20 protein-coding genes are annotated in these 26785 nt (G+C 31.3%); 4 read left to right on the forward strand and 16 right to left on the reverse strand.

Annotated elements, in window-relative coordinates; translation table 11 throughout:
- Positions 1-26 precede the first annotated feature (26 nt).
- A complete protein-coding gene (locus WHD54_RS09155; RefSeq protein WP_233130985.1) occupies positions 27-1253 on the forward strand; it encodes a POTRA domain-containing protein in 1227 nt (408 codons plus the stop codon).
- Position 1254: 1 nt separating this feature from the next.
- Here the strand turns inward: WHD54_RS09155 and WHD54_RS09160 are convergent, their stop codons facing one another.
- The 12 genes from WHD54_RS09160 to WHD54_RS09215 all read right to left on the reverse strand — a co-directional run bounded on the left by WHD54_RS09160 (position 1255) and on the right by WHD54_RS09215 (position 14082).
- Positions 1255-2139, reverse strand: coding sequence for a sterol desaturase family protein (locus tag WHD54_RS09160; RefSeq protein WP_088323717.1), 885 nt, complete (start codon positions 2137-2139; stop codon positions 1255-1257).
- A gap of 70 nt (positions 2140-2209) precedes the next feature.
- Positions 2210-3025, reverse strand: a complete 816-nt coding sequence (locus WHD54_RS09165; RefSeq protein ID WP_088323716.1) for a purine-nucleoside phosphorylase — start codon at positions 3023-3025, stop codon at positions 2210-2212.
- Positions 3026-3029: 4 nt separating this feature from the next.
- The gene (locus WHD54_RS09170; protein WP_088323715.1) at positions 3030-3632 is read right to left on the reverse strand and encodes a TIGR04282 family arsenosugar biosynthesis glycosyltransferase; all 603 of its coding nucleotides are present in this window, start codon (positions 3630-3632) and stop codon (positions 3030-3032) included.
- Positions 3633-3666: 34 nt separating this feature from the next.
- On the reverse strand, positions 3667-4167 hold the full coding sequence (locus WHD54_RS09175) for a rhodanese-like domain-containing protein (protein ID WP_088323714.1): 501 nt from the start codon (positions 4165-4167) through the stop codon (positions 3667-3669).
- 5 nt (positions 4168-4172) lie between these two features.
- Entirely contained in the window at positions 4173-5000 is an 828-nt protein-coding gene (locus WHD54_RS09180) for a metallophosphoesterase family protein (RefSeq protein ID WP_088323713.1), read from the reverse strand.
- Positions 4982-6328 (reverse strand): sodium:solute symporter, encoded by a 1347-nt coding sequence (locus WHD54_RS09185; RefSeq protein WP_088323712.1) that lies wholly within the window; start codon positions 6326-6328, stop codon positions 4982-4984. The genes WHD54_RS09180 and WHD54_RS09185 overlap by 19 nt, the downstream gene beginning before the upstream one ends.
- Positions 6321-7766, reverse strand: coding sequence for a SusD/RagB family nutrient-binding outer membrane lipoprotein (locus WHD54_RS09190; protein WP_088323711.1), 1446 nt, complete (start codon positions 7764-7766; stop codon positions 6321-6323). The genes WHD54_RS09185 and WHD54_RS09190 overlap by 8 nt, the downstream gene beginning before the upstream one ends.
- Positions 7767-7782: 16 nt before the next feature.
- On the reverse strand, positions 7783-10977 hold the full coding sequence (locus tag WHD54_RS09195) for a SusC/RagA family TonB-linked outer membrane protein (RefSeq protein WP_088323710.1): 3195 nt from the start codon (positions 10975-10977) through the stop codon (positions 7783-7785).
- A 120-nt stretch (positions 10978-11097) separates the two neighbouring features.
- On the reverse strand, positions 11098-11772 hold the full coding sequence (locus WHD54_RS09200; protein WP_088323709.1) for a DUF2064 domain-containing protein: 675 nt from the start codon (positions 11770-11772) through the stop codon (positions 11098-11100).
- Between the two features lie 30 nt (positions 11773-11802).
- On the reverse strand, positions 11803-12855 hold the full coding sequence (gene arsS / locus WHD54_RS09205) for an arsenosugar biosynthesis radical SAM (seleno)protein ArsS (RefSeq protein ID WP_088323708.1): 1053 nt from the start codon (positions 12853-12855) through the stop codon (positions 11803-11805).
- Positions 12856-12999: 144 nt separating this feature from the next.
- Positions 13000-13335 (reverse strand): arsenosugar biosynthesis-associated peroxidase-like protein, encoded by a 336-nt coding sequence (locus WHD54_RS09210; RefSeq protein WP_088323707.1) that lies wholly within the window; start codon positions 13333-13335, stop codon positions 13000-13002.
- Between the two features lie 39 nt (positions 13336-13374).
- Positions 13375-14082, reverse strand: a complete 708-nt coding sequence (locus tag WHD54_RS09215) for a DUF547 domain-containing protein (RefSeq protein WP_088323706.1) — start codon at positions 14080-14082, stop codon at positions 13375-13377.
- Positions 14083-14317: 235 nt separating this feature from the next.
- Between WHD54_RS09215 and fabD the strand changes: the two genes are divergently transcribed.
- A complete protein-coding gene (fabD, locus tag WHD54_RS09220) occupies positions 14318-15205 on the forward strand; it encodes an ACP S-malonyltransferase (protein WP_088323705.1) in 888 nt (295 codons plus the stop codon).
- 151 nt (positions 15206-15356) lie between these two features.
- Positions 15357-18620 (forward strand): T9SS type A sorting domain-containing protein, encoded by a 3264-nt coding sequence (locus WHD54_RS09225; RefSeq protein ID WP_088323704.1) that lies wholly within the window; start codon positions 15357-15359, stop codon positions 18618-18620.
- 87 nt (positions 18621-18707) lie between these two features.
- Here the strand turns inward: WHD54_RS09225 and WHD54_RS09230 are convergent, their stop codons facing one another.
- The 4 genes from WHD54_RS09230 to WHD54_RS09245 form a co-directional block, all read right to left on the reverse strand.
- Complete coding sequence (locus tag WHD54_RS09230) at positions 18708-21542, reverse strand: M16 family metallopeptidase (RefSeq protein ID WP_088323703.1); 2835 nt, start codon at positions 21540-21542, stop codon at positions 18708-18710.
- 108 nt (positions 21543-21650) lie between these two features.
- Positions 21651-21845 carry a hypothetical protein gene (locus tag WHD54_RS09235; RefSeq protein ID WP_088323702.1) on the reverse strand — a complete coding sequence of 65 codons (195 nt, stop codon included), beginning with the start codon at positions 21843-21845 and terminating at the stop codon, positions 21651-21653.
- Between the two features lie 272 nt (positions 21846-22117).
- Positions 22118-23128, reverse strand: coding sequence for a UDP-glucose 4-epimerase GalE (gene galE / locus WHD54_RS09240; RefSeq protein ID WP_088323701.1), 1011 nt, complete (start codon positions 23126-23128; stop codon positions 22118-22120).
- A gap of 4 nt (positions 23129-23132) precedes the next feature.
- A complete protein-coding gene (locus tag WHD54_RS09245; RefSeq protein ID WP_088323700.1) occupies positions 23133-24296 on the reverse strand; it encodes a DegT/DnrJ/EryC1/StrS family aminotransferase in 1164 nt (387 codons plus the stop codon).
- Between the two features lie 74 nt (positions 24297-24370).
- Between WHD54_RS09245 and WHD54_RS09250 the strand changes: the two genes are divergently transcribed.
- Positions 24371-26752 (forward strand): penicillin acylase family protein, encoded by a 2382-nt coding sequence (locus tag WHD54_RS09250; RefSeq protein ID WP_088323699.1) that lies wholly within the window; start codon positions 24371-24373, stop codon positions 26750-26752.
- Positions 26753-26785: the final 33 nt, after the last annotated feature.

The raw sequence follows: 26785 nt of genomic DNA on the forward strand, positions 1-26785 counted from the left end.
TAATACTGATAATTTTTATCCATAATTTGACATTTAGTCAAATTAAAAATATTTCTGAAGTTACTTTTACAGGCAATACAAAGTTAAAAGTATCTTACTTAAAGCGATTAATTTCCGTAAAAGAAAGCACTACTTTAGATTCTTTATTGCTTCAAGAAGACATCCTTTTTTTAAAAAGAATTCCAGCTGTTAGAAATGCAAATTTTACAACAATTTTAAATGAAGATAGTAGTTACAATGTTGTATACACTATTGAAGAGAATACCACTATAATACCAGATGTTAATATTTGGACAGCCACAAATAGACAATTTTCATACAAAGTTGGTGTGTATGATTATAACTTTTTGGGCAGCAATATTACTTTTGGTGGTTTTTACCAAAACAATGGTTTTAATTCCTATGCTATTAATTTTAGAGCTCCTAATTTATTTTCTAAAAGTTGGGGATTGGCCATGCATCATTTAAATTGGAAAAGTGAAGAACCTCTATTTTTTGAAAACAATGCTGCCAACTATCTTTACAATAATATTTCATTTGAAGTATTGGCATTATTACAATTAAACTCAAGAAATAATATAGATTTTGGTATTAATTTTTTTTCAGAGAAATATCAGTTTTTATCTGGTGATGTTCCCACATCTGTTCCAAGAAACTTAAACTTAAACAAAGCCCTTTTAAAGTTGATGTATCAATACAACAACTTAGCCTATGATTATTTTTATGTGAATGGTTTTAAAAATATTCTTTACGCCCAGTATGTTGTAACAGAAAATAATTTTCAGAATAACTTTCTAATTGCTTGGAACGATTTCTTTTATTACAAAACTATTGGCGTTAGAGGAAATTGGGCAAGTAGATTGCGGTTTGGTTTGTCTTCAAATGAAGCATCACCTTTTGCCCCTTTTGCTTTAGACAATAATGTAAACTTAAGAGGTGTAGGTATTTTGGTGGATAGAGGTACAGGAAGTTTTGTATTAAATACCGAATACAGACATACAGTTTACGATAAAAAATGGCTAGCTATTCAAACAACTATTTTCTCAGATTTTGGTTCTTGGAGAAATCCTGGAGGTAGTTTAAACGATTTTTTTGAGCGCGAAAACCTTCGAATTTTCTCTGGTATTGGTCTGCGCTTTATCAGTAAAAAAATATACAATGCTACATTTAGGGTAGATTATGGTTTTAAGGTTTTTGATGGTAAAAACAATTCTAACGGAGGATTAGTTTTTGGTATTGGGCAGTATTTTTAGGTTACTTTTTTACAAAAGGATACAACTCTTGTTTTACAAATGTTTTTGGAAATTCCTCATCTCCATCAAAACCTATTTCTATATCTCTACCAGAATGAGGGATATAATTTGTTTTAAAAATATAATCCCAAATACTTAATGTAATTCCAAAATTAACGCCTTTTTTTCTGTCTTCAGGTAATTCTTTTACATGATGCCAAATGTGCATTTTCGGATTATTTAACACGTATTTAAACCAACCATAATCCCAATTAATATTTGCATGGTTTAAATGACCAACTGTAATGTTAAAAAAATGAACTATAGCTACATCTTGTGCAGAAAAACCACCAATAATTGCTAGCGGAATATATTTTAAAGAATTGTAAATTACAGGTTCCATCCAATGATAACGCAAATGAGCCGCAAACCCCATTTGTTTTACGGAATGATGTACCTTATGAAAATTCCATAAAAATTCATAAGTATGTAATAATCTATGAGTACACCACTGCACAAAGTCTACTACTACAAAAAAGATTGCAATACGAGCAAAATATGATAGTTCGTTTAAATTAAGTAACTGTAAACTGCTAATTGATAAACCAATAACTTCTAAACCATCATTTAATAATGCAGCTGCTGTGTTAGAAAGTGCAATTAATACTATAAGGTTTAATAAAAAGAAGTTAAAGAACATATAAAATGTATCTAACCAAAAATCTTTTCGAAATAAAGATTGGTTTTTTCTCCAAGGGAAAACAGCTTCAAGTCCCCACACAATAAGAGAAATTAAAATAAGTCCGTAAAAATAATTTTCCCACTGCAACTCCATTAAAACACTTTGTTTTAAATAGTTCCAGTAATCAGAATAGGCACTTTTAAAAATGTCTAAGTATTTATTCATGCGGATTTTTCTACTTTTCTATTGCTAATTTACTGAATTTAGTCAAAAATAGAAAGTTAAATTTTTGCATTTATAATATAGTAATCACTTCTTTAAAAAGTGTAATCATTTTAGGTTCTGCTTCACCAGCAATAGCAATAATTTCTGCAATATTTACAGGTTGCAAATTTTTTGGGTCGCATTCATCTGTTAATACAGAAATGGCTGCACAAGGTAATTGTAATTGTTTGGCAACTATAACTTCTGGCACAGTGCTCATTCCAACAGCATCGGTTTCTAGAATTTGTAACATTCTGTATTCTGCTCTTGTTTCTAGTTGAGGTCCTAAAACACTTGCATAAACTCCTTTGTGTAATTCAATATTTTGCGATGCAGCTATTTGCATAATTTTATCATTTATTTCTTTTGAGTAAGGAGCTAGCATATCTGCAAAAATGTTTCCAAAACTCTTGGCTTCTTTAAACGCTAAAGGAGAACTGCCTTGTAAATTTATATGGTCTTCGATTAACATTAAATCTCCCTTTTTGTATTGAAGGTTTATGGCACCAGCCGCATTAGAAATTAGTAGATTTTTAATACCTAAACCATGCATAGTTCTTATGCCAAAGGTAACTTCCCACGGGGTGTAGCCTTCGTATAAGTGAAAGCGTCCGGCCATTACAACTACTTTTTTATTAGACAATGAACCATAAATTAATTTGCCAGAATGAAACTCTACCGTTGCAACTGGAAAATTCGGAATTTCTGAGTAAAAAATTTCTTTTTCTATATTTATTTCTTCCAATAGTTTTCCAAGACCTGTACCCAAAACTATACCTACTTCTGGTTTTGTAATACCATTGGCTTTTAAAAAATCTATTGCTTTTAGTAGTTGTTCTTTTTTCATCTATTTATTTTAAAAAGTGTTTAAATGCTTCGTGATGCTCTATGTCTTCGAAAATATCAATATCATTTAGTATTGGTAACAAAAATACTTTTTTATCTGCTAAGTCATTTAAGGAATCTTGTATAACTGTTGGGCCACCCCATTTTTTGTTTACAAATAAGTTTTTATGAATAGTTTTCATCCCTAAAAGGTAATATCCACCATCTTTTGCTGGCCCCAAAACCACCTCATTTTTTTCTAGGCTTTTAAAGGCATTGTCTATTTTTTCTGAAGTTAAATCATATAAATCGCTCCCAATAATAAGTATCTTTTTATAACCATCATTAAATCCATTTTCGAAAGCATTATACATTCGTTCACCTAAATCGGTTCCTTTTTGTTGTTTTTTTTGAAAAACGGCATTTGGCCAAATATCATTATCACGAACTTTAACCGAATAATAAACAACTTTACTTGCAGTTACTTTCGAGGTTACTTCTTTAGTTTTTTGAAGCAAAAATTTGTAAATCTCTAAAGCTTTTTCAGCACCAATTTTCTTAGCTAACCTTGTTTTAACTTTTCCCAATTCGGGGTTTCGAGTAAATATTATAAGTAAATTTTCTTCCATTTTAAATTTTAAAATTGATGTTGATTATAAACTGTTATTTATGATAAATTTTTTCTCCCTTCAATAACCATTCTCCCCAATTTTTATCAAAAGCATGGATTTTTTCTGTTGAATTTCCAGTGCTATCTATCACTTTTAAGTTATTATTTTTCCACTCAAAAATACCTCCGTAGAGGTTGTACACATTTGTAAATCCTGCCTGTATAAGTTCATAAGCAATCTTTTCTGAACGTATACCTAGAGAGCAATACACTACAATTTTAGTTTTATAATTAGGAGGTAATTTAGATACTGTATTTTTTAAATTAAAGTTTTCAAAGCCAACATGTATCGCATTTTTAATATGACTAACGCGGTATTCTTTTTCTTCTCTTGCATCTAAAATTACAATGTTAGCAGCCGATTTGGCAAGGTTTTTAACATCTATGTAAGGAACCTTATTTTTGTTCCATTTATTTAAAAGTTTATCAAGTTCACTCTGTGCACTCAAAGAAGTACTTGTTATCAATAAAAATAGTATAGTTAGTCTTTTCATAGTATTTAAAAAGAGATTTTTTTACCTTGATTAGCACTTTCTGTTGGAGGTAAAATTTCGGTATTTTCCCAAATTCCAGTAAGTATGGTTTTTGCATATTCTTTAGGTAATTGTTTTGTAAGCATTAGCTGATTTGTCAATTTATAGTCATAAGCTAACTTTTTGTGAGTAATTGTTATTTCTCTATTTTTTGTTTCTAAAATAGCATACCAGACAGTTGGTTTTCCGTTGTTTGCAGGCATTCCTATAACACCAGGATTAAGCCATGTTTTATTATTTTTTGTATCAATAAAAGGCAAACCACAATGACCAGCAATTATTAAATCACTATTTGACTCTTTAAAATTTCGTTCTTTAATAGACCAATCTGTCGACTTAAATATAAATTCAGAAACATTAAATAATGAGCCATGAACTACTAATACTTTTTTATTAGCGTAAGTAAATCTTATAAAATTGGGCATCTCTTTTATAAAATCTAAAGAATGTGAGCTTAGTTTACTTTTTGCAAAAGGATACCAAAGTTGCGATAAATTATCACATTTCGATCCTGCCCTAAAGTCGCAACCGCAATCGTTGGCATTTTCCCTCAATTGAATTTCTACGTTGCCTACAATACTTTTGGCACCCCATTCTTTAAAAAACTGCACTGTTTCTTCCGGTTGAGCACAATAACCAACAATATCTCCGGTACAAATGCAGTTCTTTGCAGGAATTCCTTCTTTTTCTGAGACTTTCTTGAGAGCTTCTAAGGCTTGTAAGTTGCTATATACGCCACCAAAAAGTAGTGTTTTACCAGAGATGTGCCCTAAATCTATTTTTTTGTTATCCATTTTGGAATAAAATATAATAAAATACAACTAATTATTCCCCAGATATTTATCCAGAGTAAGTTGGCGTATTTTCCGCTTGTAAAAATTAATTCTTCAGGAAAATGATTAAAAAGTAATAAAACCCCAAATATCAATCCACATAAAATACTTACGTAAAAACTAATTTTTGGTACTTTAATTTTCCAAAATATAAAAACAGGCGTTAACCCAATAACCATGGTTCCAGAAATTGTGGTTGCTGTTAGAATTTCTGCATCTAAAAATACAGGAATTGTTCCTAAAAAGGCAATAATTATCATACTTACTCTACCATAAGAAATTGATTTTCCTAATTTTAAATCAATAGAAATTAATTTAGAAAATGATGTAAAAGTAGAGTCTAGAGTAGAGGCTGCAGAGGTAATCATTATAAAGTTAATGATTAATAAAATAAATACACCTAAGGTCTTACCAACTTCTACTGCTGCTTGGCCTTGAATACCTTTTGTTTGTGCGTATATGCCCACAAAACTGAATAAAACTATACAGATACCTCCTAAAATACTTGCCCAAAAAAAACTTTTACGTGTTATTTTTGGTGATGAAATAAAGCCTCTATCTGTTAATACAGGGTCGTGAAACGGATAACTAAAAGACTGAATAATTGCTGCTAAAAAGAGATTTACGCCAAGGTCGAAGCTCCATGTTCCTGAACTTATTATCTCTTTAGTAGAGAAGTGGTCGGAGCTAAAAATGGTTGTTAAAATAACGAGTAGCAAAATTGTAAAAAGTACCATTTGTATGCTATCTGTAAAAATAGCACTACTTAAACCTCCTTTAATAGCATAAACAAGTGTTAAAATAGTAAAAAGAATAATTGCCCAGTAATATCCATCACTTCCTTTATCTCCGAAATAGCTTCCGATAACCATAGTATTGCTCCAAACCTCATTGAAAAGCCGAAAAGCTATTAATATAGAGAAAAGAGCCATCGCATTTTTACCAAATTTAGTAGTTAAAAAGTGATGTATGCTTTTAAAGTTACCGAAAACCCGTAGTTGATATATAATTACACCAGCCACAGCAAATGAAAGGTAATAAGCAGCATAGGCAATACCACCAACAATACCAAACTCTAAACCAAGGTTAGCAGCGTTTGTAATACTTTTAGCAAAAATCCAAGAAATAATTAAACTTCCGGTGAGTACAAGAGTATTTGGTTTCTTTTTTTTGGTAATTGCTTTAAAAAATTGGTCTGTTGTTTTTGCGTAAGGCGATAAAAAAAACAATAGTAAACTAGAAGATATTAATAAAAGCCATTGCCAACTAATTACAGAAAAATTACTCATCCCACCAAACTTTTATGTTTATACTATTGCCATTTGTTGCTTTTTCTGCAGTCGAATAGTTTGCAGAATTTAAAGTTGCTGCTTCTGCAGGATAAGGCATTCGATTAGGAATTTTATCATTATTTAAACTTGCTGCAATTTTTGGTAATTCAGGAAACCCTGTTCTTCTATATTCTATCCAAGCCTCATAACCTTGTGTTACTGAGGCAATCCATTTCTGTGTACCTATTTGTGCTAAAGGAGTTGTGTGCGTAGCATTAAAATTAGCTTTTTCAACTAAATAATTTGCGGGTATTTGGGTGTTCCAATATGTAAATGCTTGTCGAACACCTAGGTTGTATAAATTTTCTGAATTGGCTGTTATCAACCCTTTTTCTGCTGCTTCAGCTAACAAAAAATTCGTTTCCCAAGAGGTGCTAAAATTTGCTTGTAAATTGCCTGTATTTTCTCTAAACAAGTTTCCTGCCAACGAATAATCTGAGAGTGCTATAGAGGTTTGTGCAGCATTTATACCGTTTTGCAAACCATTAAAAGCTGTAAAGTTCGAATTTGCGTAGGGTCTAAAAAAAGTAGTAATTCTATTGTCGTTTAAAGACTTTAGTACATTTTCCATAGTTTTTGATAATACAAAATTGTTAAAATCGCCAATTCTTAATTGTGCCATTCTAAAACTATTGGGTGCTGAATTAGAAAAATTAAAAACAGCATTTTCTGTAGGGTTTATAATAAAATTTTGGTCATCATAAAGTTTTTGAAGTTGACTACTTACCGATACTTTGTTTGAAATTCTAAGCAAATATTTTATTTTTAATGAATTGGCAAAACGAATCCAACTCTTTAAGTTTCCATTATACAAAATATCTCCCTCTAGTGGTGCAGCGCTTTGATAAGAATTTATAGCAATAATAGCTTTTTCTAAATTATCTAAAATTCCACCTTCGCTTAGATAAATATCTTTTTGAAAATCGTATGTTGGTTTTACAACACCTTCTGTTCCTTTAAAAGCATCGAAATAAGGAACATTTCCAAACAGGTCTGTAAGACCAGCACTCATATAAGATTTTAAAATTAATGCCGGACCTTCATACACTTTATAAGCGGTATTTTGTCTGGCTAATTTTAGTAGGATTTCGTTGTCGCGAAGATTGGTATAAAAAATGGGCCAAGGGTTTCCACCCAATTGCGGACTTTTTAAATCGTGCCTGTCAAATAAATTAAAATCTATAGCTGTTCTGTGCTGCGCTAGCAAATCTCCAGCAACAAAGCCTTCGTAACTCATTTCGTTACCAAAGTTATAAATTACTTGTCGTAATAAAGCACTGGGTATAACAGTGCCAGGTGCATTTGGGTTTGTATTGATGTCTTCAAAGTTTTTAGTACATCCTAGTAAAATTATTACTGATATAAATACTAACTGAAATAATATTCTTTTTTTCATTATTTGATGCATTTCTTTAAAAATTTAATCCAATTTTAAAACCTAAACTTCTTGTAGTTGCATAACTCATGTCTTCTACACCACTTACAAAACCATTTCCTTGAACAGCCAATTGTTCAGGATCGAAATGCGGATTTTCTGTAATTACAAAAATGTTATTTCCAATAAAAGAAAAATTGATATTAGTAGACTTATGAAGTCCAAATAATCCTTTTTTTAATGGAAAGTTGTAACCAATTGCAAATTGTCTTAATTTTACAAAAGAAGCGTCATACACATTATTTTCTTCATGATTTCTGTCATAAAATTGCCTGTAATAGCTTTCTGCACTTACAGCAATGGTATTTTGTAAGCCAGTATTTACATGAACTCCATCTGCAATAATTCCTTCAGTTGGTCTATTAGAAGTTTCTGCAAGCTGACCTCCAACATTTCCCAAGGCTCTGGTTCTAGAAACAATTTCACCACCATTTCTCCAATCTAAAAGAAAACTAGCACTCCAGTTTTTATAGGTAAATCGGTTGTTCCATCCTAAGGTAAAATCAGGATTATAATTACCTATTTTTTTTAAGTTATTGTCTGCAATAAAGCGTCCTTCATCATCAATTAAAAATACGCCATTTTCATTTTTTTTATAACCTGTGCCATACATATCACCAATTCTACCACCTTCTTCTACCTGAAACCATACGGTTTGATTTGCACTGTTATAAATACTACTATATGCTAACGTTAAACGACCATTTTCTTGAGGTAATTTTTTAATAATTGCCCTATTAGTGTCAAAATTAAAGGTGGTGTTCCAATTAAAATTGGGTGTTTTTAGTAGTTCACTATTAAGTATTATTTCAAGTCCTGTATTTACAACTTTTCCTCCGTTTACAACTTGTTGTTGATATCCGGATGAAACAGGAATTGGTAAAGAAATTATTTGATTTTTAGTAATAGACTTATAGTAGGTAAAATCTAAGAATAGTCGATTGTTAAAAAAGCGTATATCAGTTCCAACTTCATAAGAGGTCGTAGCTTCTGGTAGTAAGTTTTTATTTGATATAAAATTTTGATTGCTAAAAGTTGGCGCTCCATTAAAAGGAGTTTGAGACACAAATGCCGTAGATGTTTGATATGGATTTGTATCGTTCCCAACTTTTGCAATACTTGCTCTAATTTTTGCAAAAGAAAGCTTGGTTGGTAATTTTACAAGGTTAGAGAGAATAAGACTAGTAGAAAATGATGGGTAAAAAAAGGAGGTGTTGGCCGTAGAAACAGGAGTGGCAAGCGCGCTAGACCAATCGTTTCTACCTGTAATATCCGCAAAAAGATAATTCTTAAAAGAAAATTTTGCTATGCCAAACAACGAATTTATTCTCTTTTTTGTATTCAATTGAAATGCTTCAATAGGAGAAGCTGCATTGTTTAAACTAAAAATACCAGGTTGTGCTAAGTTTAAAGTTTGTAATTGTTTATTGGCGGTATTTTGGTCAAATCTATTTCCCCCAAAAGAGGTTTTTAGAGAAAAATGACTCATTTTAATAGCGTAATTAATTAGAAAATCGGTATTTATTTCTTTGTAAAACACATCATGTTCTGCATAAGCACCGTTTTTAAACCTATTAGTGCTAAAGTTTCTTTTAAAAACTCTTTTTTCCGAAGAGTAATCGATACCTGTTCTTATCGTTACATCTAAATTAGTTGTAAAATTATGTTTAAAAGAAACATTTCCAAAAACCCTATCTCTACCAAAACTATTGGTGTTTTCATGTAAGATAAAAAATGGATTATCAAAAAAAGTGTAGTTAAATGAATATTGTTGTTTTCCTTCTAAACCCGGTTGCCAATAATTTCTAAGACTTTCTATATTTAAAGATCTTGGTCCCCAAGCAACAAGAGAATAGTTTACGTTTTCGCTGCCATATCCATTCGAAGGTCTATTTCTACTATAGGTATTTATGTAGTTAATGCTGCTTCTTACTGCTGTTTTTTCTGATGGATAAAAGTTCATTTTTAGTGCAGCTGTTTTTCGCTCTAAATTTACACCAGGAATAATTGATTCATTGTTAAGTTTGGTTAAAGACAATCTGTAATTTCCGTTATTAAAGGCGTTACTAATGGCAATATTATGAGTTGTAGAAATACCTGTTTTATAAAATTTTTTTAGATTATTTGGATGCGATTTAAACAATGTAGGTGTTGCCAATAAATTGCTATACAAAGAAGTGTCTCCTGCTCTAACTTCGGTTCCGTTTGCTAAAATAACAGGACTGTCGAACTGAGTAATATAGTTTTCTGCATCCAATTCTGGCCCCCAAGAATAAGTTATGTTATCGTTAATTCCGCCTCCTAAACCATCTACAAATTCAAAACTACCAGAGTTTCCTTGTCCGTATTTATTTTGAAACTTTGGTAAGCGAAATGCATTTTCAAAAGTAATACCGCTATTAATTTCAATTCCTAAACCTTCATTTTCAGTACCATTTTTTGTGTTAATTACCACTACACCATTGGCTGCTCGGGCTCCATATATTGCTGCGGCACTTTGCCCTTTTAGCACAGAAATAGTAGCAATATCATCTGTATTTATTTCCATAGCACCATTTCCAAAATCAATTTCTTGAAAACCAGCTGCAGCATCATTAGTAAAATTAAAAACGGTATTATTATTTATAGGAGTTCCATCTACAATAAAAAGAGGATTGTTGTTAGAAAAGGAAGCTTCTCCTCGAATGGTTATTTTAGAAGAAGAACCCACGCCAGTTGCTCCTTGAACAACTGTAACACCCGCAAGTTTACCAGTTAAATTATCTGAAAAATTTGGTGTTTTTATTGTGTTTATATCCGAAGAATTTAGTGCTTGTACTGCATAACCTAATTCTTTTGTTCTTCTATTTACACCAAGAGCTGTAACTATGATTTCCTCTAAATTGGTTTCAACTTCTTCTAAGGATACATCAATTATTGTTTTATTTTTTACCGGTATTTTAACCGTTTTATATCCTAGATAAGAAAAAGTTAAGTAGCTATTTTTGTTAGTTACAACAATACTATATTCTCCGTTTAGATTTGAGGTTGTGCCATTTTTTTCTGAAGTTAAGATACCAACAGAGGGGAGTTTTTCTCCTGTTTTTTTATCTGAAATTGTTCCAGTTATTTTTATTTGTGATAAACCAATGCTAGAAACAAGTAATAGTAGTAACACGATGTGTTTTTTCATGTATCATAATTTTATATAAATAACTATTTTTAGCCATATTTACTGTAAACTATAAAAGTTGCTAAAAAACGTTTGCTGCTATCTTAACCAATTTTATTGATAGCATTTTGTATGTATTTTTTATATAAAATTGGGTGATCCTTTATTAAAAATAAAGGAATTATAACGGTGAATTAAAGTATGTTGTAATTTGGTGCAAAAGCCTTTAGAGATAAAGGTTAGCGTTAAAAAAAGCGTATGTAATTTTTTAGAAATTGACTTTTTACAATTTAAAAATAATTTTAAATCATGCTTAGAATCTAAATCATTTAACGATTTTAAGCGTGTAAAAGACAACTGGTTTTTTTTAAAAAAGGATATGAGGCTTTTTTGAAGCTGGGAAGTTTGCCATAAAAAGCCTAAAAACTCCTCTTTATTAAAATCTTTTTGATGAATTCCTAATAAATAAAAACCACCGTCATTTGAGGGGCCGATTACATTTTTATGAGCCTCTAATTCTTTTTTCGAAGCTGTAAGATGTTTGGTTTTTAATTGTGGAGAATCATTTCCAATGGTTATAATATGTTTGTACCCTTTATTAAAAACTGTACTTATAGCATTGCAAAATCGCTCTGCAAAATTAGCACCAACTTGATTGTTTTCGCTAAAATGAAAGTAGTCTATTCCTGCTTTTTGAACTGTTTTAATAGTCTGATTATTCAACTCGGCAAGAACGTCGTACGAGAGAAACGATTTTCTCTCTACTTCTTTTTGAGCAGAATTAGCAAATATTAATATGGCAGTTTTATTTTTCAATTTTTGTAAGTAATTGCATTTAAATTTTAGTTAAGCAACAACTCCTTGGCAGCTACTTCCTGCACCTGCAGTACAGCCATAGCAATGTTGATTTATAATAATATTTCTATTCTGTAACAATTCTTCATTATAATCTGCCACATGTTTTACTTTACTAGCTACTTTTAAGTTTAGCATTTGATTAAAATCGCAGTCATACAACCACCCATCCCAACTTATAGAAATAGTATTTGTACACATTACATTAGCAACTGCAGCTGGGTTGTATGCATCTAAAAGTGAGTGCATGTAATCTTCGTAGTTGTCTGAGGCAATTAAATAATCTAAAAAACGACTAATTGGTAAGTTGGTAATTGCAAAAAGTTGATGAAAATTTATAGAAAAGTCTGCTAAAAGTGCTTTTTTAAAATCGTTTTCTAACGCCTTTTGATCGCCAGGTAAAAAGGCCCCTGAAGGATTGTAAACCAAATCTAATTTTAAGTTAGAATTTGGCATTCCGTAACCAACCGCATTTAATTCTTGCAGTGCTTTTATCGATTTGTCAAAAACTCCATCTCCACGTTGTTTGTCTGTTTTTCCTCGAGTCCAATGAGGCATCGAAGAAACTACATGAACATTATGTTTTTTAAAAAACGCAGGTAAATCGTAGTATTTTTTATTCGCTCTAATTATGGTAAGGTTAGAACGCACTATAAAATCTTTTATTCCTGCTTTAGCTGCCTCTTCTACAAACCATCTAAAATTCGGATTCATTTCTGGCGCTCCACCCGTTAAATCTAAAGTATGAGCAGCTGTTTTTTTTATAATATTTAAACATTGCTGCATAGTTTCTTTAGTCATTATTTCTTTCCTATCCGGTCCTGCATCAACGTGGCAATGTTCACAAACCTGATTGCACATATAACCAAGGTTTATTTGAAGAATTTCTAGTTTTTTTGGACGTAGCGGAAACTGATTAGTTTCCTTTATTTTTTCTGCAAATGTTGGTAATTCTCCATTTGCAAAAATACCATTAGAGAGTATTTCTAGTTGTTTAGAAGTATTGGCAATATCGTTATTTCTTGCTTTTAAAGATTTTTTCATAAATGTAAAACTTGTCTCGGTAATTATTTGCCTTTATAAAGTAAATGATACCAGTAATTTACGGTCTAGTTGTCTGGTTTTTGTGTTTTCGTAAAACTGATGATAATTTATCGCTAGATTTTTTCGAAAACTATAAAAGGTGGGTTACATTTCTAGCTTATTCACTTTGTTCATCATTTGAACTCCGTGTACTAATGTAGCGCCACTTTTTATGGCGGCACCCACATGAATTGCTTCCATCATTTCTTCTTTCGTAACCCCACGTTGCAAACCATCTTTTGTGTAGGCATCAATACAATAGGGGCATTGCTCTGTATGAGCAACTGCCAAAGCTATTAAAGATTTTTCTCTAGCTGTTAAAGCACCTTCTTCGAATACTTTACCGTAGTAATCAAAAAATTTAGACCCTAATTCTTCACTCCATTCTGTTATTTTTCCGAACTTTCTTAAGTCGGCTGCATCGTAATAATTTTTAGACATTCTTTATGATATAAATTTTAAGGGTGGAAGGTAGTAAAATTATTTATTGTTTAAAGACCAGTCGTATTTTAAAAAGCTAATTTTTGCATTCGATTTTATAGGAGTGTTAGAATACTTGTTTAAGTAGTCTATTACAGAGCCTTGTTTTGTAAAATCTTCTTTAAACCAATCGAAAATAGAGGATATGACCACCTTCTTTTTGTCAATTTTATTTCTTGAACTATCATTCACAAAAATTTTCATTAATTTTTCTAGTTCTTCATCAATGTTTTCCTCTGTAAATGCTTTATTTAATAATTTAGGACACGAACCAGATGCACAATTAACTCCTACATGAATTCTTGGGTCAAATAATTTTTTTCGTAAAATTTCGTGTTCAATTGCATCTAAGGTAAAACTTTTACCACCTACTTTTGCGAATGGAATTTTCCAAGCAGTTTTTCCTTGTTTCTTTATATCGGTAATGGATTTTAAGGGGTAATTGTCTAAAATTATTTTTAGTGTATATGCATTGTAAGCATTTATCCAAAAAGCTTTTTGTTTGTTGGTAGACCAAGTTTTTTCTGGAGATGTTTCTGCTAAAAATTGAAGGTATTTATCTAATGAATGCGTTTCATTTTTTAACTCTTTGTAATTTACAGCACCACTTTCAGAAACGTATTTTTGTAATAATGTATCAAAAATTTCGGTTTGGGCACTTAGCTGATTAATAACTAGAAAGACAAAAATTAGTAATATTTTTTTCATATTAGGTGTTTTTAATAATTTTTTAGACGTAATTTTTATTAGTGATTACAATTTAAGTCATTTTTTTTAGTTTTTTAAATAAATTAAACTTTTTAGCCTTGATTGTAATGGCATCCTTTTTTGCAGCCGATAAAAGAGGGCAAAAAAGATATAATGAAAAGCAAGAAATAGCTTCCAATAAAAAAGAGTATTTTTGCCGACGATTAATCAATAAATAGTATAAAATTATAATTTTATGAAAGCGTATATTTTTCCGGGTCAAGGAGCTCAGTATCCAGGAATGGGTTTAGATTTGTATGAAAAATCGCCTTTGGCGCAAGAATATTTTGAAAAAGCAAATTCTATTTTAGGGTTTTCTATTACCGATATTATGTTTGAGGGAACTGCAGAGCAGTTAAAAGAAACGAAAGTTACTCAACCAGCAATATTTTTACATTCGGTAATTTTAGCAAAAGTTTTAGGAGACAGTTTTAAACCAGAAATGGTAGCTGGTCACTCTCTCGGAGAACTTTCTGCATTAGTAGCAAATGGTGTTTTATCTTTTGAAGATGGATTAACATTAGTATCTAAGCGAGCATTAGCCATGCAAAAAGCGTGTGAAATTGCGCCTTCTACGATGGCTGCAGTATTGGGTTTAGAAGATGAAATAGTAGAGCAAACTTGTGCTGATGTAGAGGGAGTAGTTGTGGCTGCAAATTATAATTGTCCCGGTCAGTTGGTTATTTCAGGCGAAATTAAAGCTGTAGAAAGCGCCTGTGCTGCTTTAACTGAAAAAGGTGCAAAAAGAGCTATTTTATTGCCAGTTGGCGGTGCTTTTCACTCTCCAATGATGGAACCTGCAAGGGCGGAGTTAGCAGCTGCAATTGAGGCAACAGAATTTAAAGAACCAATTTGCCCTGTTTATCAAAACGTAACAGCAAGTGCAGTAACCAGCGCTAGTGAAATAAAAAAGAATTTAATGATTCAATTGACAGCACCCGTAAAATGGACCCAGTCTGTACAGGCAATGGTAGCCGATGGAGGTACCGAATTTATAGAGGTTGGACCTGGTAAAGTTTTGCAGGGATTAATGAGAAAAATTGATAGAACCGTTACAGCCGGAGCAGCAGAAATGCCTGCATAGTATTTTACTTTCCTCTCTTACAGTAAAAACAGTAAAACCCTAAATTTTTAGGGTTTTACTGTTTTTTGGTTTTTTATCTTTTAAAAAAATAGGGTTTTACCTGAGTTAACTAGTTTCTGTTGCTCATAGTTTTGTAGGAAATATTTATATTATGAAAACAAAACTACTTTTACTTACAGCTATTAGTATTATCAACTTTGGTGTTACAGCTCAAACTTCTGTGCCAGATGATGCTTTTGAAACTTATTTAGAAACTCATGATGCCGCTGGTAACGTTGTATCTGTTGGAGATGCCAATAGTTTGGGAGACGGTACAGATGGTAATAATTTGGTTACAACCTCTAAAATTAATGTGATTACTAATTTGTATTTAGGGTTTTTAAATATTGAAGATTTAACAGGTTTAGAGGATTTTACAGCTTTAGAAGATTTTGCCTTTTATGGTAATAATGTTAACGTTGTTTCTGTAAATTTACCAGCTTTAGCTAATTTGAAAATAATCTACTTAGAAAGTTTTCCTAATTTGAGCTCAATAGATGTTTCTAACTTGAGTAATTTAGAAGATGTAACTTTTCAAAATCTTAGCGCATTATCTTCTTTAGATTTAAGTTCTAATACTAATTTGGTAAAATTAAGGGTAAGTGGTTCTTCAGTTTTGGCTAATTTAAATATTTCAAACCTTATAAGTTTAGAGGATGTCTTTCTAGCAAGTTCTACAATGATTACAAGTTTAGATTTTACTTCATTAACAGGATTAAAGAAATTACAAATACAACAATTTACAGCTTTATCAACTTTAAATATAACTGGTTTAAGTACTTTAGAAGAGCTTTCTGTTTTGAGTATGAGTTCAACATCTTTAGATTTATCAACATTAACAGGTTTAAAAAATCTAGTTCTCTCTAATAATACTTTATTATCGACTTTAAACATAAAAACGGGTACAACTACTACCATAGATTATGTGCAATTAAATGGTAATCAATTATTAACTTGTGTAGAAGTAGATGCAGGAATACCAATTAATGGAATGTCGACATGGAACCAATCTAATGGAGCAATTTTTAATGAAGATTGTGCAAATCCGTCTACTTATGTGCCAGATGATAATTTTGAAGCTTTTTTAGAAGCTAATAGCATGGGAAATGGAATTGCAAATGATGATAAAGTAACAACTTCGAATATAAATACGGTTACTACGTTAGATGTATCAAATCAATCAATTTCAGATTTAACAGGAATTCAAGATTTTGATGCCTTAAAAGATTTAAAAGCTATTGCAAATGCTCTTTCTGAGGTAAATCTTGAGCTGAATATAAACTTGGAGAAAGTTTATTTAAATGATAATACTTTAACTGATATTAATGTTTCGAAAAATGTGGCGTTAAAACAATTATGGGTAAGAAATAATGCTATTAAAATTTTAGATGTAAGTAAAAATGTTGCTTTAGAATGGTTAGTTTGTAGCCAAAATAACATAGAGAATTTAGATTTAAGTTTAAATACAAATTTAACTGCCATAGAAATACATACCAATGATTTAAAAACATTAAACTTAAAAAATGTATCATCAAGTTTAATTTTTTTAGCTCAAGGAAATCCAAGTTTATCCTGTATTCAAGTTGATAATCCGAGTGTTTGGTCAACTAACTTTTCTAATCAATTAAATAATAGTGCAAGTTTTAGTTCAGATTGTTTTTACCCAACTACAAATATACCAGATGCAGTATTCGAAAATTATTTAGAAACACATGATAGAGATAATAATGTAGTTGTCTTGGGAGACATAAATAGTATGGGAAATGGCGTTGCAAACGACCAAACAGTTTTTACGCATAGAATTAATACTGTAACAAGGTTAGATATATCTAATTTAGGTTTAGCTAGTATAACTGGTTTAGAAGATTTTAGAGATTTAGAAATTTTTGGAGCTTTTGGTGGAAACCCTGGTCTAACATCCGCAGATTTTTCTAGTAATTTAAAATTAAAAAGAATAACTTTCTCTTTTAATAGTGCCGCAACAAATGTAACTTTTGGAAATTTACCAGATGTTACCTACGTTCAATTAGGATATAATAATATTAGCTCTCTAGATATTTCTGGTTTACCAAGCCTAGAGGAGTTCAAAGAATTTAATGGATTATACACCAACTTAAATACTTCTGTAAACACAAACCTTAAAATTTTAAGTTTAATTTCAACTCCAATAGCAGCATTAAACTTAACTTTAAATAGTAAATTAGAAAATTTAACAGTTGCACAAGGAATGCTAACTTCTTTAAATCTATCTAACAATCTAGATTTAAAAACACTAAGTGTTACAGGTAATAAAATTGTAAATTTAGATGTTTCGAATAACACAAAACTAACTTCTTTAGTTGCTAAGGACAATCTTTTAGAAAGTTTAAATATTAACAATGGAAATAATACCATTTTACCTGGTAGCTATGGTGTTGGTATTTCCAATTATCCGTTTGATATTAGAAACAACCCAAGTTTAACATGTGTAGAGGTTAGTGATTTAGCTTATGCAAATGCTAATTGGACAGCAAAAGATCCAGGTCATACTTTTAGTACAGATTGTTCTACAAGTTGGTCTGTAATGACAACTCCATTAACCACAGCAGCATTATTAGCAATTTCGGGTTTAGATGCAGATAATAATGGTATAATTTCACTAGCCGAGGCAGCTGCCTACTCAGGAATTTTAGATTTAAGTAATTCTGGAATTACAGATGTTGAAGGTTTGTTGGCGTTTTCTGCTATTACTACTTTAAATATTTCAGGAAATGGTGTTACAGATTTAAGCCCTTTAACAGGTTCTACTTTTACGGTAGTTTCGAAGTATTCTGGCCTCTTTAAAACAGCAAAAAAGTCGAATTCTTATGCGTTGCAATCAATTATTATGAATGATAATAATTTTGAGGTTTTAGATTTAAATTCTTTTACGAACCTTTTAAATATTAATATTAGTAATAATCCAAATTTAAAAACAGTTAGCATTCAGAATGCAAATAATGCAAATATGGTTTCTTTTACAGCAACAAATACTCCCAATCTTTCTTGTATTTTAGTTGATGATTCAAATGCAAGTTATTTGTCTTCTTGGATAAAAGATGCCAAAACTAAGTTTGTGGCAAGTGCTGCAGATTGTCGCTCTAAAGTATTATCAACAGAAGAGGTGTTATTGTTTGAGCAAGTAAACACATATCCTAATCCGGTAGAAAATATCTTAAATATTGAAATAAACAGTCCTATAAAATTAAATGAAATAGCTGTTATTTCTTTGCAAGGTAGTATATTAAAAGTGTCAAAAGAAACTCGTTTAGATATCTCGGCGCTATCTCCAGGAATATATATAGTAAAGATTTCTACTGATAAAGCTACCGTTACCAAAAAGATTATAAAAAAATAGTAATTTGATTTTTTGTTGAGTTGAAGTCCCAATTTCATTAATCTGAATTGGGACTTTTAACTATTACAGTTATTGCAATATTTATAATTATTTTTTTATAGTTTGTTGCCTCTCATTTAGCAGAATTGGGTCTCCATAACCTAGTTCTTTCATTCTTTCTAATTGTGTTTCTGCATCGCCAACAATTAGCCAAATCATTTTATTCGGATTCACATATTTCTTGGCAAGCTCTTTAATTTCTTCTTTAGTAATATTTGTTACCGTATTTTCTCTAGATTTAATATAATCTGGTTTTAAGTTATAACTACTAATATTAGATAACATTCTAAGTTTTGCACCAGCTGTTTCAAAAGCCCTGGCATTACTTTTAATTAAAAAACTTTTAGTAGTTTCTAAATCTTTGTCTGAAAACGTTGAAGGATATTCTTCTAGAATTTTTTTAATTAATAAAGAAGATTCTAGCGTAACATTAGAACGAACTCCACTAGAAATAGTAAAAGTACCCGTTGCTTTTGTACCAGAAAATCCAGACCTAATTCCGTATGTATAGCCTTTTCCTTCTCTAAGTTCTTGCGTTAAGCGAGATGCAAAACCACCACCGCCTAGAATATAATTCATTACCGTAGCTGCATAAAAATCGTTGTCTGTGGCAGCTAGCGCCGGTGCACCAAATTGTAATACAGATTGTTTTGCATTGGGTACATCGTAAAAGTAAACTGCTGGTTTAGTAGGTGCAGATATCGATTTATCTACTGGTATTAAAACCTCTTTCGAAGTCCACTTTTTACTTAAACGCTCTAACGAGCTTGTTAATTTATCTTTTGAAATTGCTCCAACTACCAATAGTTTTGCGACAGATGGAGAAATATTTTTTTCATAAAACAACTTTAGATCTTCTAGCGTAATTGATTCTACAGTTTCTAATGAACCTAATGTATTTTTTGACCTAATATTGTTTTTACCATATATAAGTTCATTGTATGTATTTGAAGCAATTGCATTCGGATTCGCTTCTTGTTGTCTAAGATTGCTAATTGTTGCTTTTTTTAAGAGTTCAAACTCATTGCTGTCAAAGCGTGGTTCAAGTAAAATTTCTTCAACTAGTGCCAAGGTTTCATTATAGTTTTTGGCTAGGGTAGTGGCACTTAAAGTAATATTTTCTTTGCTACCAAATACCCTAATATTTGCACCTAACTCTTGTACTGCTTCTTCTAATTCTTGTGCTGTTTTATTTTTTGTGCCTTTGTTTAAAAGAGCAGCTGTTAAATTTGCAACTCCGAGTTTGTCTAGAGACTCTAATAATTGTCCGCCTTCTATGGTAATATTGAATCGAATTAATGGCACCTCATCATTTTCTATTCCATATATTTTTAAACCATTTTCTAGATTTGTTTGATATACTTCTGGAACAGCCAAAGTAGGTTTTTTACCATAAGGTGGTTCTATGCCTCTATTAAAAGAAGAAGGAGTTTTTGTATATGTTGCCCCATTTTTTGTTTGTACATCTTCTTCTGCACCAATCACTATTTTTTCTTCCACAACATCAGCTAAAACAGCACCATCTAAAGCCAATTCTTTTGAGTTTTTTGGAACAAAACTTGTCGCTACATAGTTTTTGTTTTTTAAATATGTGTTGTACACTCGCATTACATCTTTTGTAGTTACAGAAAGCGTATTTTTAATGTCTTCAGATACAAAACCAGGATTTCCTGTGTAGGTGTTATAAGACGCTAAATTAGTTCCTTTGCCGAGTACACTAGATAGACTTTCGTAAAATCGTGTTTCCTGACCAGCTTTTATTCTTTTTAAATCTTTTTCTGAAATACCCTCTTTTTCAAATAGCTCAAAGGCTTTTTCGATTCCGGTTTTTATGGCGTCTAGTTTTTGATTATTAAATGCTCTTACAGATAATTGCAGTTCTCCCGCCAACTCAGAGTTCCAACTAAACATACTTACATAAGAAGTTAATTTTAATTGGTCGATAAGTACTTTATTCATTGGTGCAGATTTCCCTTCAGATAAATATGTGCTTAAAACATCTAAAGCATAAGAGTCTGGATGATACGACTCTACAGTAGGCCAAACCATAGTAAGTTGAGGTACTCTTGCAAAATTATCCTCATAGTACAAAGATTTTATTTCACTAACCTTGCCAGCTCTTTTTTCTAGAGGAGAAATTTCTTCGCCACGAGGAATTTCATCAAAATATTTATGCACCCATTTTGTAGCTTGTTCTATATCTATATCACCAGATAATACAAGAGTTGCATTATTGGGAACATACCATTTTTTATAAAAGTCTTTTACGTCTTGTAAAGTAGCATTTTGTAAATCTTCAAGAGAGCCAATTACTTGCCAGTTGTATGGATGGTTTTTAGGATATAAGTTCTTTCCTATTACATATTGGTTATGTCCGTAAGGACGATTATCTACACTTTGTCTTTTTTCGTTTTTAACAACTTGTTTCTCTTTAGCTAATACTGGTTCTGTTACGGTATTGATAAAGTAACCTAGTTTATCTGCTTCAGCCCAAATCATTTTTTCTAAAGCATCTTTAGGAACTGTTTGTAAGTAGTTTGTTCTGTCTCTCGAGGTTGAGCCATTGGCGCCAGAACCTCCAATTCTCGCACTCATTTTGTCTAAACCTCCTTTTCCTAAATTTTCTGATTCTAAAAATAATAAGTGTTCAAATAAATGTGCAAAACCTGTTCTGCCTTCTTTTTCTCTCGCAGAACCCACATGAACCATTAGTTCTACAGCAACTACAGGATCAGATTTATCTACATGAAAAATTACATCTAAACCATTATCAAGTTCAATTTTTGTATAATTTATACTTAAAGTAGGGGTTTCTTCTACGGATGTATTTTGACAACCTATAAAAGTGGCTAATGCCAAAATAATGATACTTATTTTTTTCATTGTTCTAAAATTTAGTTTCGCTTGGAAAAATACTAAATAGAAATGATAAAAAAACAGGAATCTTGTTAAATAAAAAATCTCAAAACTTACATTTTGAGATTTTTACATTTATTTTGCTAATATACAGTCTTCGTAATCTTTTACTTTTCCGTAATATGTTTTACGATATTTATGCAGCGTTTTCAATGGAATTACATTTAATAGTGTTTTTTTTACACAGGTTACTTTGGTGTGTAAAATACCCATTTTTGGGGTATATAATTTTTCTAGCTTTGTTTTTCTTTTAATTTTAATCAGTCTCATTGGTATCTTTTATCATTAATAAATATGCTACAAAGTTAAGGGTGTTATTAGTTTTAATCAAGTTTTAGGAGGTAAAACCTTGAAAATGAAGCAAGAAATGCAAGACTAAGAATCGAGAGGGTGTATTGCTAACAATATGATAATTGAAATCGGGTTCTGTTAACAGATACAAAACTGAAAAACGGTTATTTTTAATAAAAAAACCAAAAAAAAGCTCATTTTTAATTGAAATTAATCAAAAAACGAGCTTTTTTTTCTAAAAATAAACTTTTTTAAGATTGTTTTAATTGCCATTTCCATGCCGAAGATAAAGCTTCATCTAACGTTTTTTCTGTTTTCCAGTTTAGTTCTTTGTTGGCAATAGTGGTATCTGCAAAAGCGGCGGTTATATCTCCTTCTCGTCTGCCAACTATTTTATAGTTTAATGGTTTTTTCGAGGCCTTTTCGAAGGCTTTAATTACTTCTAAAACAGAACTTCCTTTTCCAGAACCAACATTAAAGAATTCGAAGTTTTGTTTATTATTTTTATTAAGTAGTCTTTTAAGGGCAGCTATATGTGCTTTTGCAAGGTCAACTACATGTATATAGTCTCTGATTGCGGTTCCATCTGGAGTTGGATAATCATCACCAAAAACCGACAATTCCTTACGAATACCGGCAGCAGTTTGGGTAACAAACGGAATTAAGTTTTGAGGAACCCCCAATGGTAATTCTCCTATTTTTATACTATCATGTGCACCAATGGGATTAAAGTACCTTAATGCAATGGCGTTTAAATGGTGAGCTTTGCAGGTTTCTTCTATAATTTCTTCTCCAATTTGTTTGGTATTTCCGTAGGTAGATTCCGCTTTTTTTACAGGGGCATTTTCTGTAATAGGCAATTCGTCTGCTTGTCCATATACGGTGCAAGAAGAAGAAAATATAAAATTATCTAATTTTCTATTTCTCATTTCTTGTAAAATGTATACCAAGCTACCAATATTGTTTTCGTAGTAATCTAGCGGATTTTGTACACTTTCTCCTACAGCTTTAAAAGCTGCAAAATGAATAATACCATCAATTTTATTGTTGTCAAAGAACGTAGTAACCTCCTTTTTTTTGCGTAGATCTATTTGATGAAAATCTGGCTTTTTGCCTGTTATTTCTGTAATATTGTCTAAAACACCAATAGTGGTATTCGATAAATCATCAATAATAATAACTTCAAATCCTTCATGCTGAAGTTCTACTACTGTATGTGAACCTATAAAGCCTAAACCACCAGTTACAAGTATTTTTTTCATAGTATTAGTTAATAAAATTATTTACGGTTTCTGTAATGTATGTTAATTGCTCTGTGTCTAATTCGGTATGCATTGGCAAAGAAATAACTGTTTTAATTAATGTATTTGTTACCGGAAAATCACTTTCATTATATCGAGTATCTTTATACGCTTTTTGTGTATGCAAAGGCACCGGATAATAAATGGCATTTGGTATATTATTTGCTAACAAATGCTTGTGTAATTCGTCTCTTTTACCATTGGTAATTTGCAAAGTGTACTGATGAAAAACATGGCAATCGCATACATCGCATATTTCATTGCAGTTATTTGTTGCGTTAGATTTTGCAGTAGGGGTAATTATATGAGGATTATTGGCAAACGCATTATTGTAAAATCGTGCCGCATTTCTGCGGGCATTACAGTAAGTATCTAAATGAGGCAATTTTGTTTTTAAAACACCAGCTTGTATCGAATCTAATCGAGAGTTTACACCAACAACATCATGGTAATACCTTGTGTACATTCCATGGTTTACTATGCCTCTTATGGTATGTGCTAAATCATCATCATTTGTAAAAATGGCACCGCCATCACCATAACATCCTAAGTTTTTTGAAGGGAAAAAAGAGGTGGTACCAACGTTTCCTATAGTTCCTGCTTTTTGTTTTCTGCCATCTTTAAAAGTATAATTTGCACCGATAGCTTGTGCATTGTCTTCGATAACAAAAAGATTGTGTGTTTTTGCAATTTCCATTACAGCATCCATATTGGCAACTTGCCCGAATAAGTGAACAGGAACAATAGCTTTTGTTTTTGGTGTGATGGATTTTTTTAGTGCCTCAATATTTATGTTAAAAGTGTCTTTTTCTACATCTACCAGAACAGGTGTGAGTTTTAACAATGCAATAACTTCTACGGTTGCTGCAAAGGTAAAATCTACTGTTATTACTTCATCACCTTGTTCTAAACCAAGCGCCATCATGGCTATTTGTAAAGCATCTGTTCCGTTGGCACATGGTATAACGTGTTTTACTTGTAAATATTTTTCTAAATCAGCCTGAAACTCATGCACTAGAGGCCCGTTTATATAGGAAGAGGTCTCTAAAACACTATCTATTGCTTTATGAACATCTGTTTTTATTTTTGAATATTGACCTTGTAGGTCTACCATTTGAATTTTTTTCATGAAGTAATGTTTAATAAACAAAGTCAAAAATACAATTTAATTCTTTTATCTTTGAAGTAATCAAACACATTTACATGAAAATCCTAAAAAAAATATTAAAATATCTGGTTATAATTTTAGTTCTTTTATTTGTGGGAATTTGGCTTTATACCAAATCTCAAAAACCAATTTATAATGGTGAAGTTTCTATTAAAAATATAACTGATGAGGTAACTGTTTATTTTGATGATATTGGTGTGCCACATATTTATGCAACGAATAATCAAGATGCATATACCGCATTGGGGTATGTTCATGCTCAGGATCGTTTGTGGCAAATGGAATTAATAAGACGGATTGCAGCAGGCAGACTTTCAGAAATTTTTGGAGAAAAATTAATCGCAACGGATAAACTTTTTTCTGGTTTAGGAATTGAAGAGGCAGCAGCAAAAACAATAGAAAATTTAGATAAAAATTCGGAACCTTATAAAATGGCGATGGCATATTTAAAAGGTGTGAATCAATATATAAAAGAGGGGAAAACACCTATAGAATATACGTTAGTTGGTGTAAAAAAAGAACCATTTCAATTAAAAGATATGTACAATGTTTTTGGGTATATGGCATTTAGTTTCGCTATTGCACACAAAACAGATCCGATGTTAAATGAGGTGAAAGAGAAATTAGGTATTGCTTATTTTAATGAGTTGATTGATGTAGAAACTAAAAATTTAACAACCATAGAAACCGATAAAAATGCCATTATTACCAGCACTTTTTCAGAAGCTATGCACAATCTTACAGAGGTGTTACCAATTTCGCCATTTATAGGAAGTAATGCCTGGGTTTTAGGAGCAGACAAAACTAAAAACGGTAAAGTTATTTTTTCTAACGACCCTCACATTGGTTATTCACAACCTTCAGTTTGGTATCAGGCACATATAAAAACACCAAGTTATGAAATGTATGGATTTCATTTAGCATTGGTGCCATTTCCATTGTTAGGGCACAATAAAACGTATGCATATGGTTTAACAATGTTCGAGAATGATGATGTTGATTTTTACATTGAAAAAAACAACCCAAACAATGCCAGCCAATATCAGTTTGAAGGCGATTTTTTAGCTTACAAACAGGTAGATAAAATTCTTAAAATAAAAGATAGTAAAGATTCTTTGTATACTATTAAAGTTAGTAAACATGGACCTTTAATGAACGGGATTATTGATCATTTAGAAGATGAAAGACCTATTGCAATGCAATGGATTTACACAAAACTAGAAAATAAAATATTGGATGTTGCCTATGAAATTTCTCACTCAAAAAATTTAGAGGATTTTAAAAAAGGGGCAAAAAAATTGCATGCACCAGGTTTAAATATGATGTATGGAGATGCAAAAAATAACATTGCATGGTTTGCTTCTGGTAAATTGTATAACTATAGAGATTCTCTTTATACAAAAGCATTTTTAAATGGTAGTTCAGGTAAAGATGAAATTATTTCTTACATAGACTTTGAAGAGAATCCTCAAGCAATAAATCCTGAAAACGGATATGTGTATTCTGCAAATAATCAGCCAGATAGTATTGCTAATAAATTGTACCCTGGTTACTATTTGGTAGGAGATAGAGCAGAAAGAATTGTAAGTCTGTTAGAAAAAAAGAACGATTGGACAAAACAAGAAGTAGCTAAAATGATGTTGGATGTAACTTCTTTAATGGCACCCAAAATAGCTCAAAATTTTGTAGATGAAATAGAAAAAAACAAACTTTCGGTAAGTGAAAAAACAGCTATCTCTATTTTAAAAAAATGGAAAGGAAATTTCGATTTAGAAGAAGTAGCTCCTGTTATATATAATAGGCTTGTATATGAATTTCAGAAAAATACTTTTGCAGATGAATTGGGTAACGGTTTTTTTCAGTTTGTAAATACTCCTTTTGTAGAAAAAGTGTTACCAGTTCAATTAAAAAGAGAACACTCCGTTTGGTGGGATAACATACATACCAAAAATAAGGTAGAAACTAAAAAAGATGTTATAAATACGTCATTTAAAAACGCTTTTAATTTTTTGCAAAATCAGCTAGGAGAAAATGTTCATGATTGGAAATGGAAAAGAGTTATTTCAGTAGAGCACAAACATGCTGTTGGCGAAGTTGCCTTACTAAGAAAATACTTTAACGTAGGGCCTTTTAAAACAAATGGAGGAGACCAGGTAATTAATAATCAGATATATAATGTAGACTCTACAGGCTTTTATAAAGTAACTGCTGGGCCATCTACTAGAAGGGTAGTCGATTTTTCTGATGTAGAAAATAGCATAGCAATTATTCCGACAGGGCAATCCGGACGCATTTTTAGCAGCTACTACAAAGATCAGGCACAGAAATATTTGAAAGGAGAATATGTAAAAATGAAGTTAAATACTAGAGAAATAAAGCAAAGCAAGCAAATTTTATTGCTAAAGCCTTTAAAGTAAATACTATGTAACACAAAAAAGTATTATGAGAAC

It is taken from the genome of Polaribacter tangerinus, from assembly GCF_038024095.1.
In the GTDB taxonomy this organism is placed as follows: domain Bacteria; phylum Bacteroidota; class Bacteroidia; order Flavobacteriales; family Flavobacteriaceae; genus Polaribacter; species Polaribacter tangerinus.

What these genes read in the sequence shown, in the direction of transcription:
- WHD54_RS09225 (WP_088323704.1), top strand. Translation starts at nt 15,357, where the DNA reads ATGAAAACAAAACTACTTTTACTTACAGCTATTAGTATTATCAACTTT.
- WHD54_RS09175 (WP_088323714.1), bottom strand. Translation starts at nt 4,167, where the DNA reads ATGAAAAGACTAACTATACTATTTTTATTGATAACAAGTACTTCTTTG.
- WHD54_RS09215 (WP_088323706.1), bottom strand. Translation starts at nt 14,082, where the DNA reads ATGAAAAAAATATTACTAATTTTTGTCTTTCTAGTTATTAATCAGCTA.
- galE (WP_088323701.1), bottom strand. Translation starts at nt 23,128, where the DNA reads ATGAAAAAAATACTTGTAACTGGTGGTTTAGGCTTTATAGGTTCACAT.
- WHD54_RS09190 (WP_088323711.1), bottom strand. Translation starts at nt 7,766, where the DNA reads ATGAAAAAAAGAATATTATTTCAGTTAGTATTTATATCAGTAATAATT.
- WHD54_RS09160 (WP_088323717.1), bottom strand. Translation starts at nt 2,139, where the DNA reads ATGAATAAATACTTAGACATTTTTAAAAGTGCCTATTCTGATTACTGG.
- WHD54_RS09250 (WP_088323699.1), top strand. Translation starts at nt 24,371, where the DNA reads ATGAAAATCCTAAAAAAAATATTAAAATATCTGGTTATAATTTTAGTT.
- WHD54_RS09165 (WP_088323716.1), bottom strand. Translation starts at nt 3,025, where the DNA reads ATGAAAAAAGAACAACTACTAAAAGCAATAGATTTTTTAAAAGCCAAT.
- WHD54_RS09180 (WP_088323713.1), bottom strand. Translation starts at nt 5,000, where the DNA reads ATGGATAACAAAAAAATAGATTTAGGGCACATCTCTGGTAAAACACTA.
- WHD54_RS09185 (WP_088323712.1), bottom strand. Translation starts at nt 6,328, where the DNA reads ATGAGTAATTTTTCTGTAATTAGTTGGCAATGGCTTTTATTAATATCT.
- WHD54_RS09230 (WP_088323703.1), bottom strand. Translation starts at nt 21,542, where the DNA reads ATGAAAAAAATAAGTATCATTATTTTGGCATTAGCCACTTTTATAGGT.
- WHD54_RS09170 (WP_088323715.1), bottom strand. Translation starts at nt 3,632, where the DNA reads ATGGAAGAAAATTTACTTATAATATTTACTCGAAACCCCGAATTGGGA.
- WHD54_RS09245 (WP_088323700.1), bottom strand. Translation starts at nt 24,296, where the DNA reads ATGAAAAAAATTCAAATGGTAGACCTACAAGGTCAATATTCAAAAATA.
- WHD54_RS09210 (WP_088323707.1), bottom strand. Translation starts at nt 13,335, where the DNA reads ATGTCTAAAAATTATTACGATGCAGCCGACTTAAGAAAGTTCGGAAAA.
- fabD (WP_088323705.1), top strand. Translation starts at nt 14,318, where the DNA reads ATGAAAGCGTATATTTTTCCGGGTCAAGGAGCTCAGTATCCAGGAATG.
- WHD54_RS09195 (WP_088323710.1), bottom strand. Translation starts at nt 10,977, where the DNA reads ATGAAAAAACACATCGTGTTACTACTATTACTTGTTTCTAGCATTGGT.
- WHD54_RS09235 (WP_088323702.1), bottom strand. Translation starts at nt 21,845, where the DNA reads ATGAGACTGATTAAAATTAAAAGAAAAACAAAGCTAGAAAAATTATAT.
- arsS (WP_088323708.1), bottom strand. Translation starts at nt 12,855, where the DNA reads ATGAAAAAATCTTTAAAAGCAAGAAATAACGATATTGCCAATACTTCT.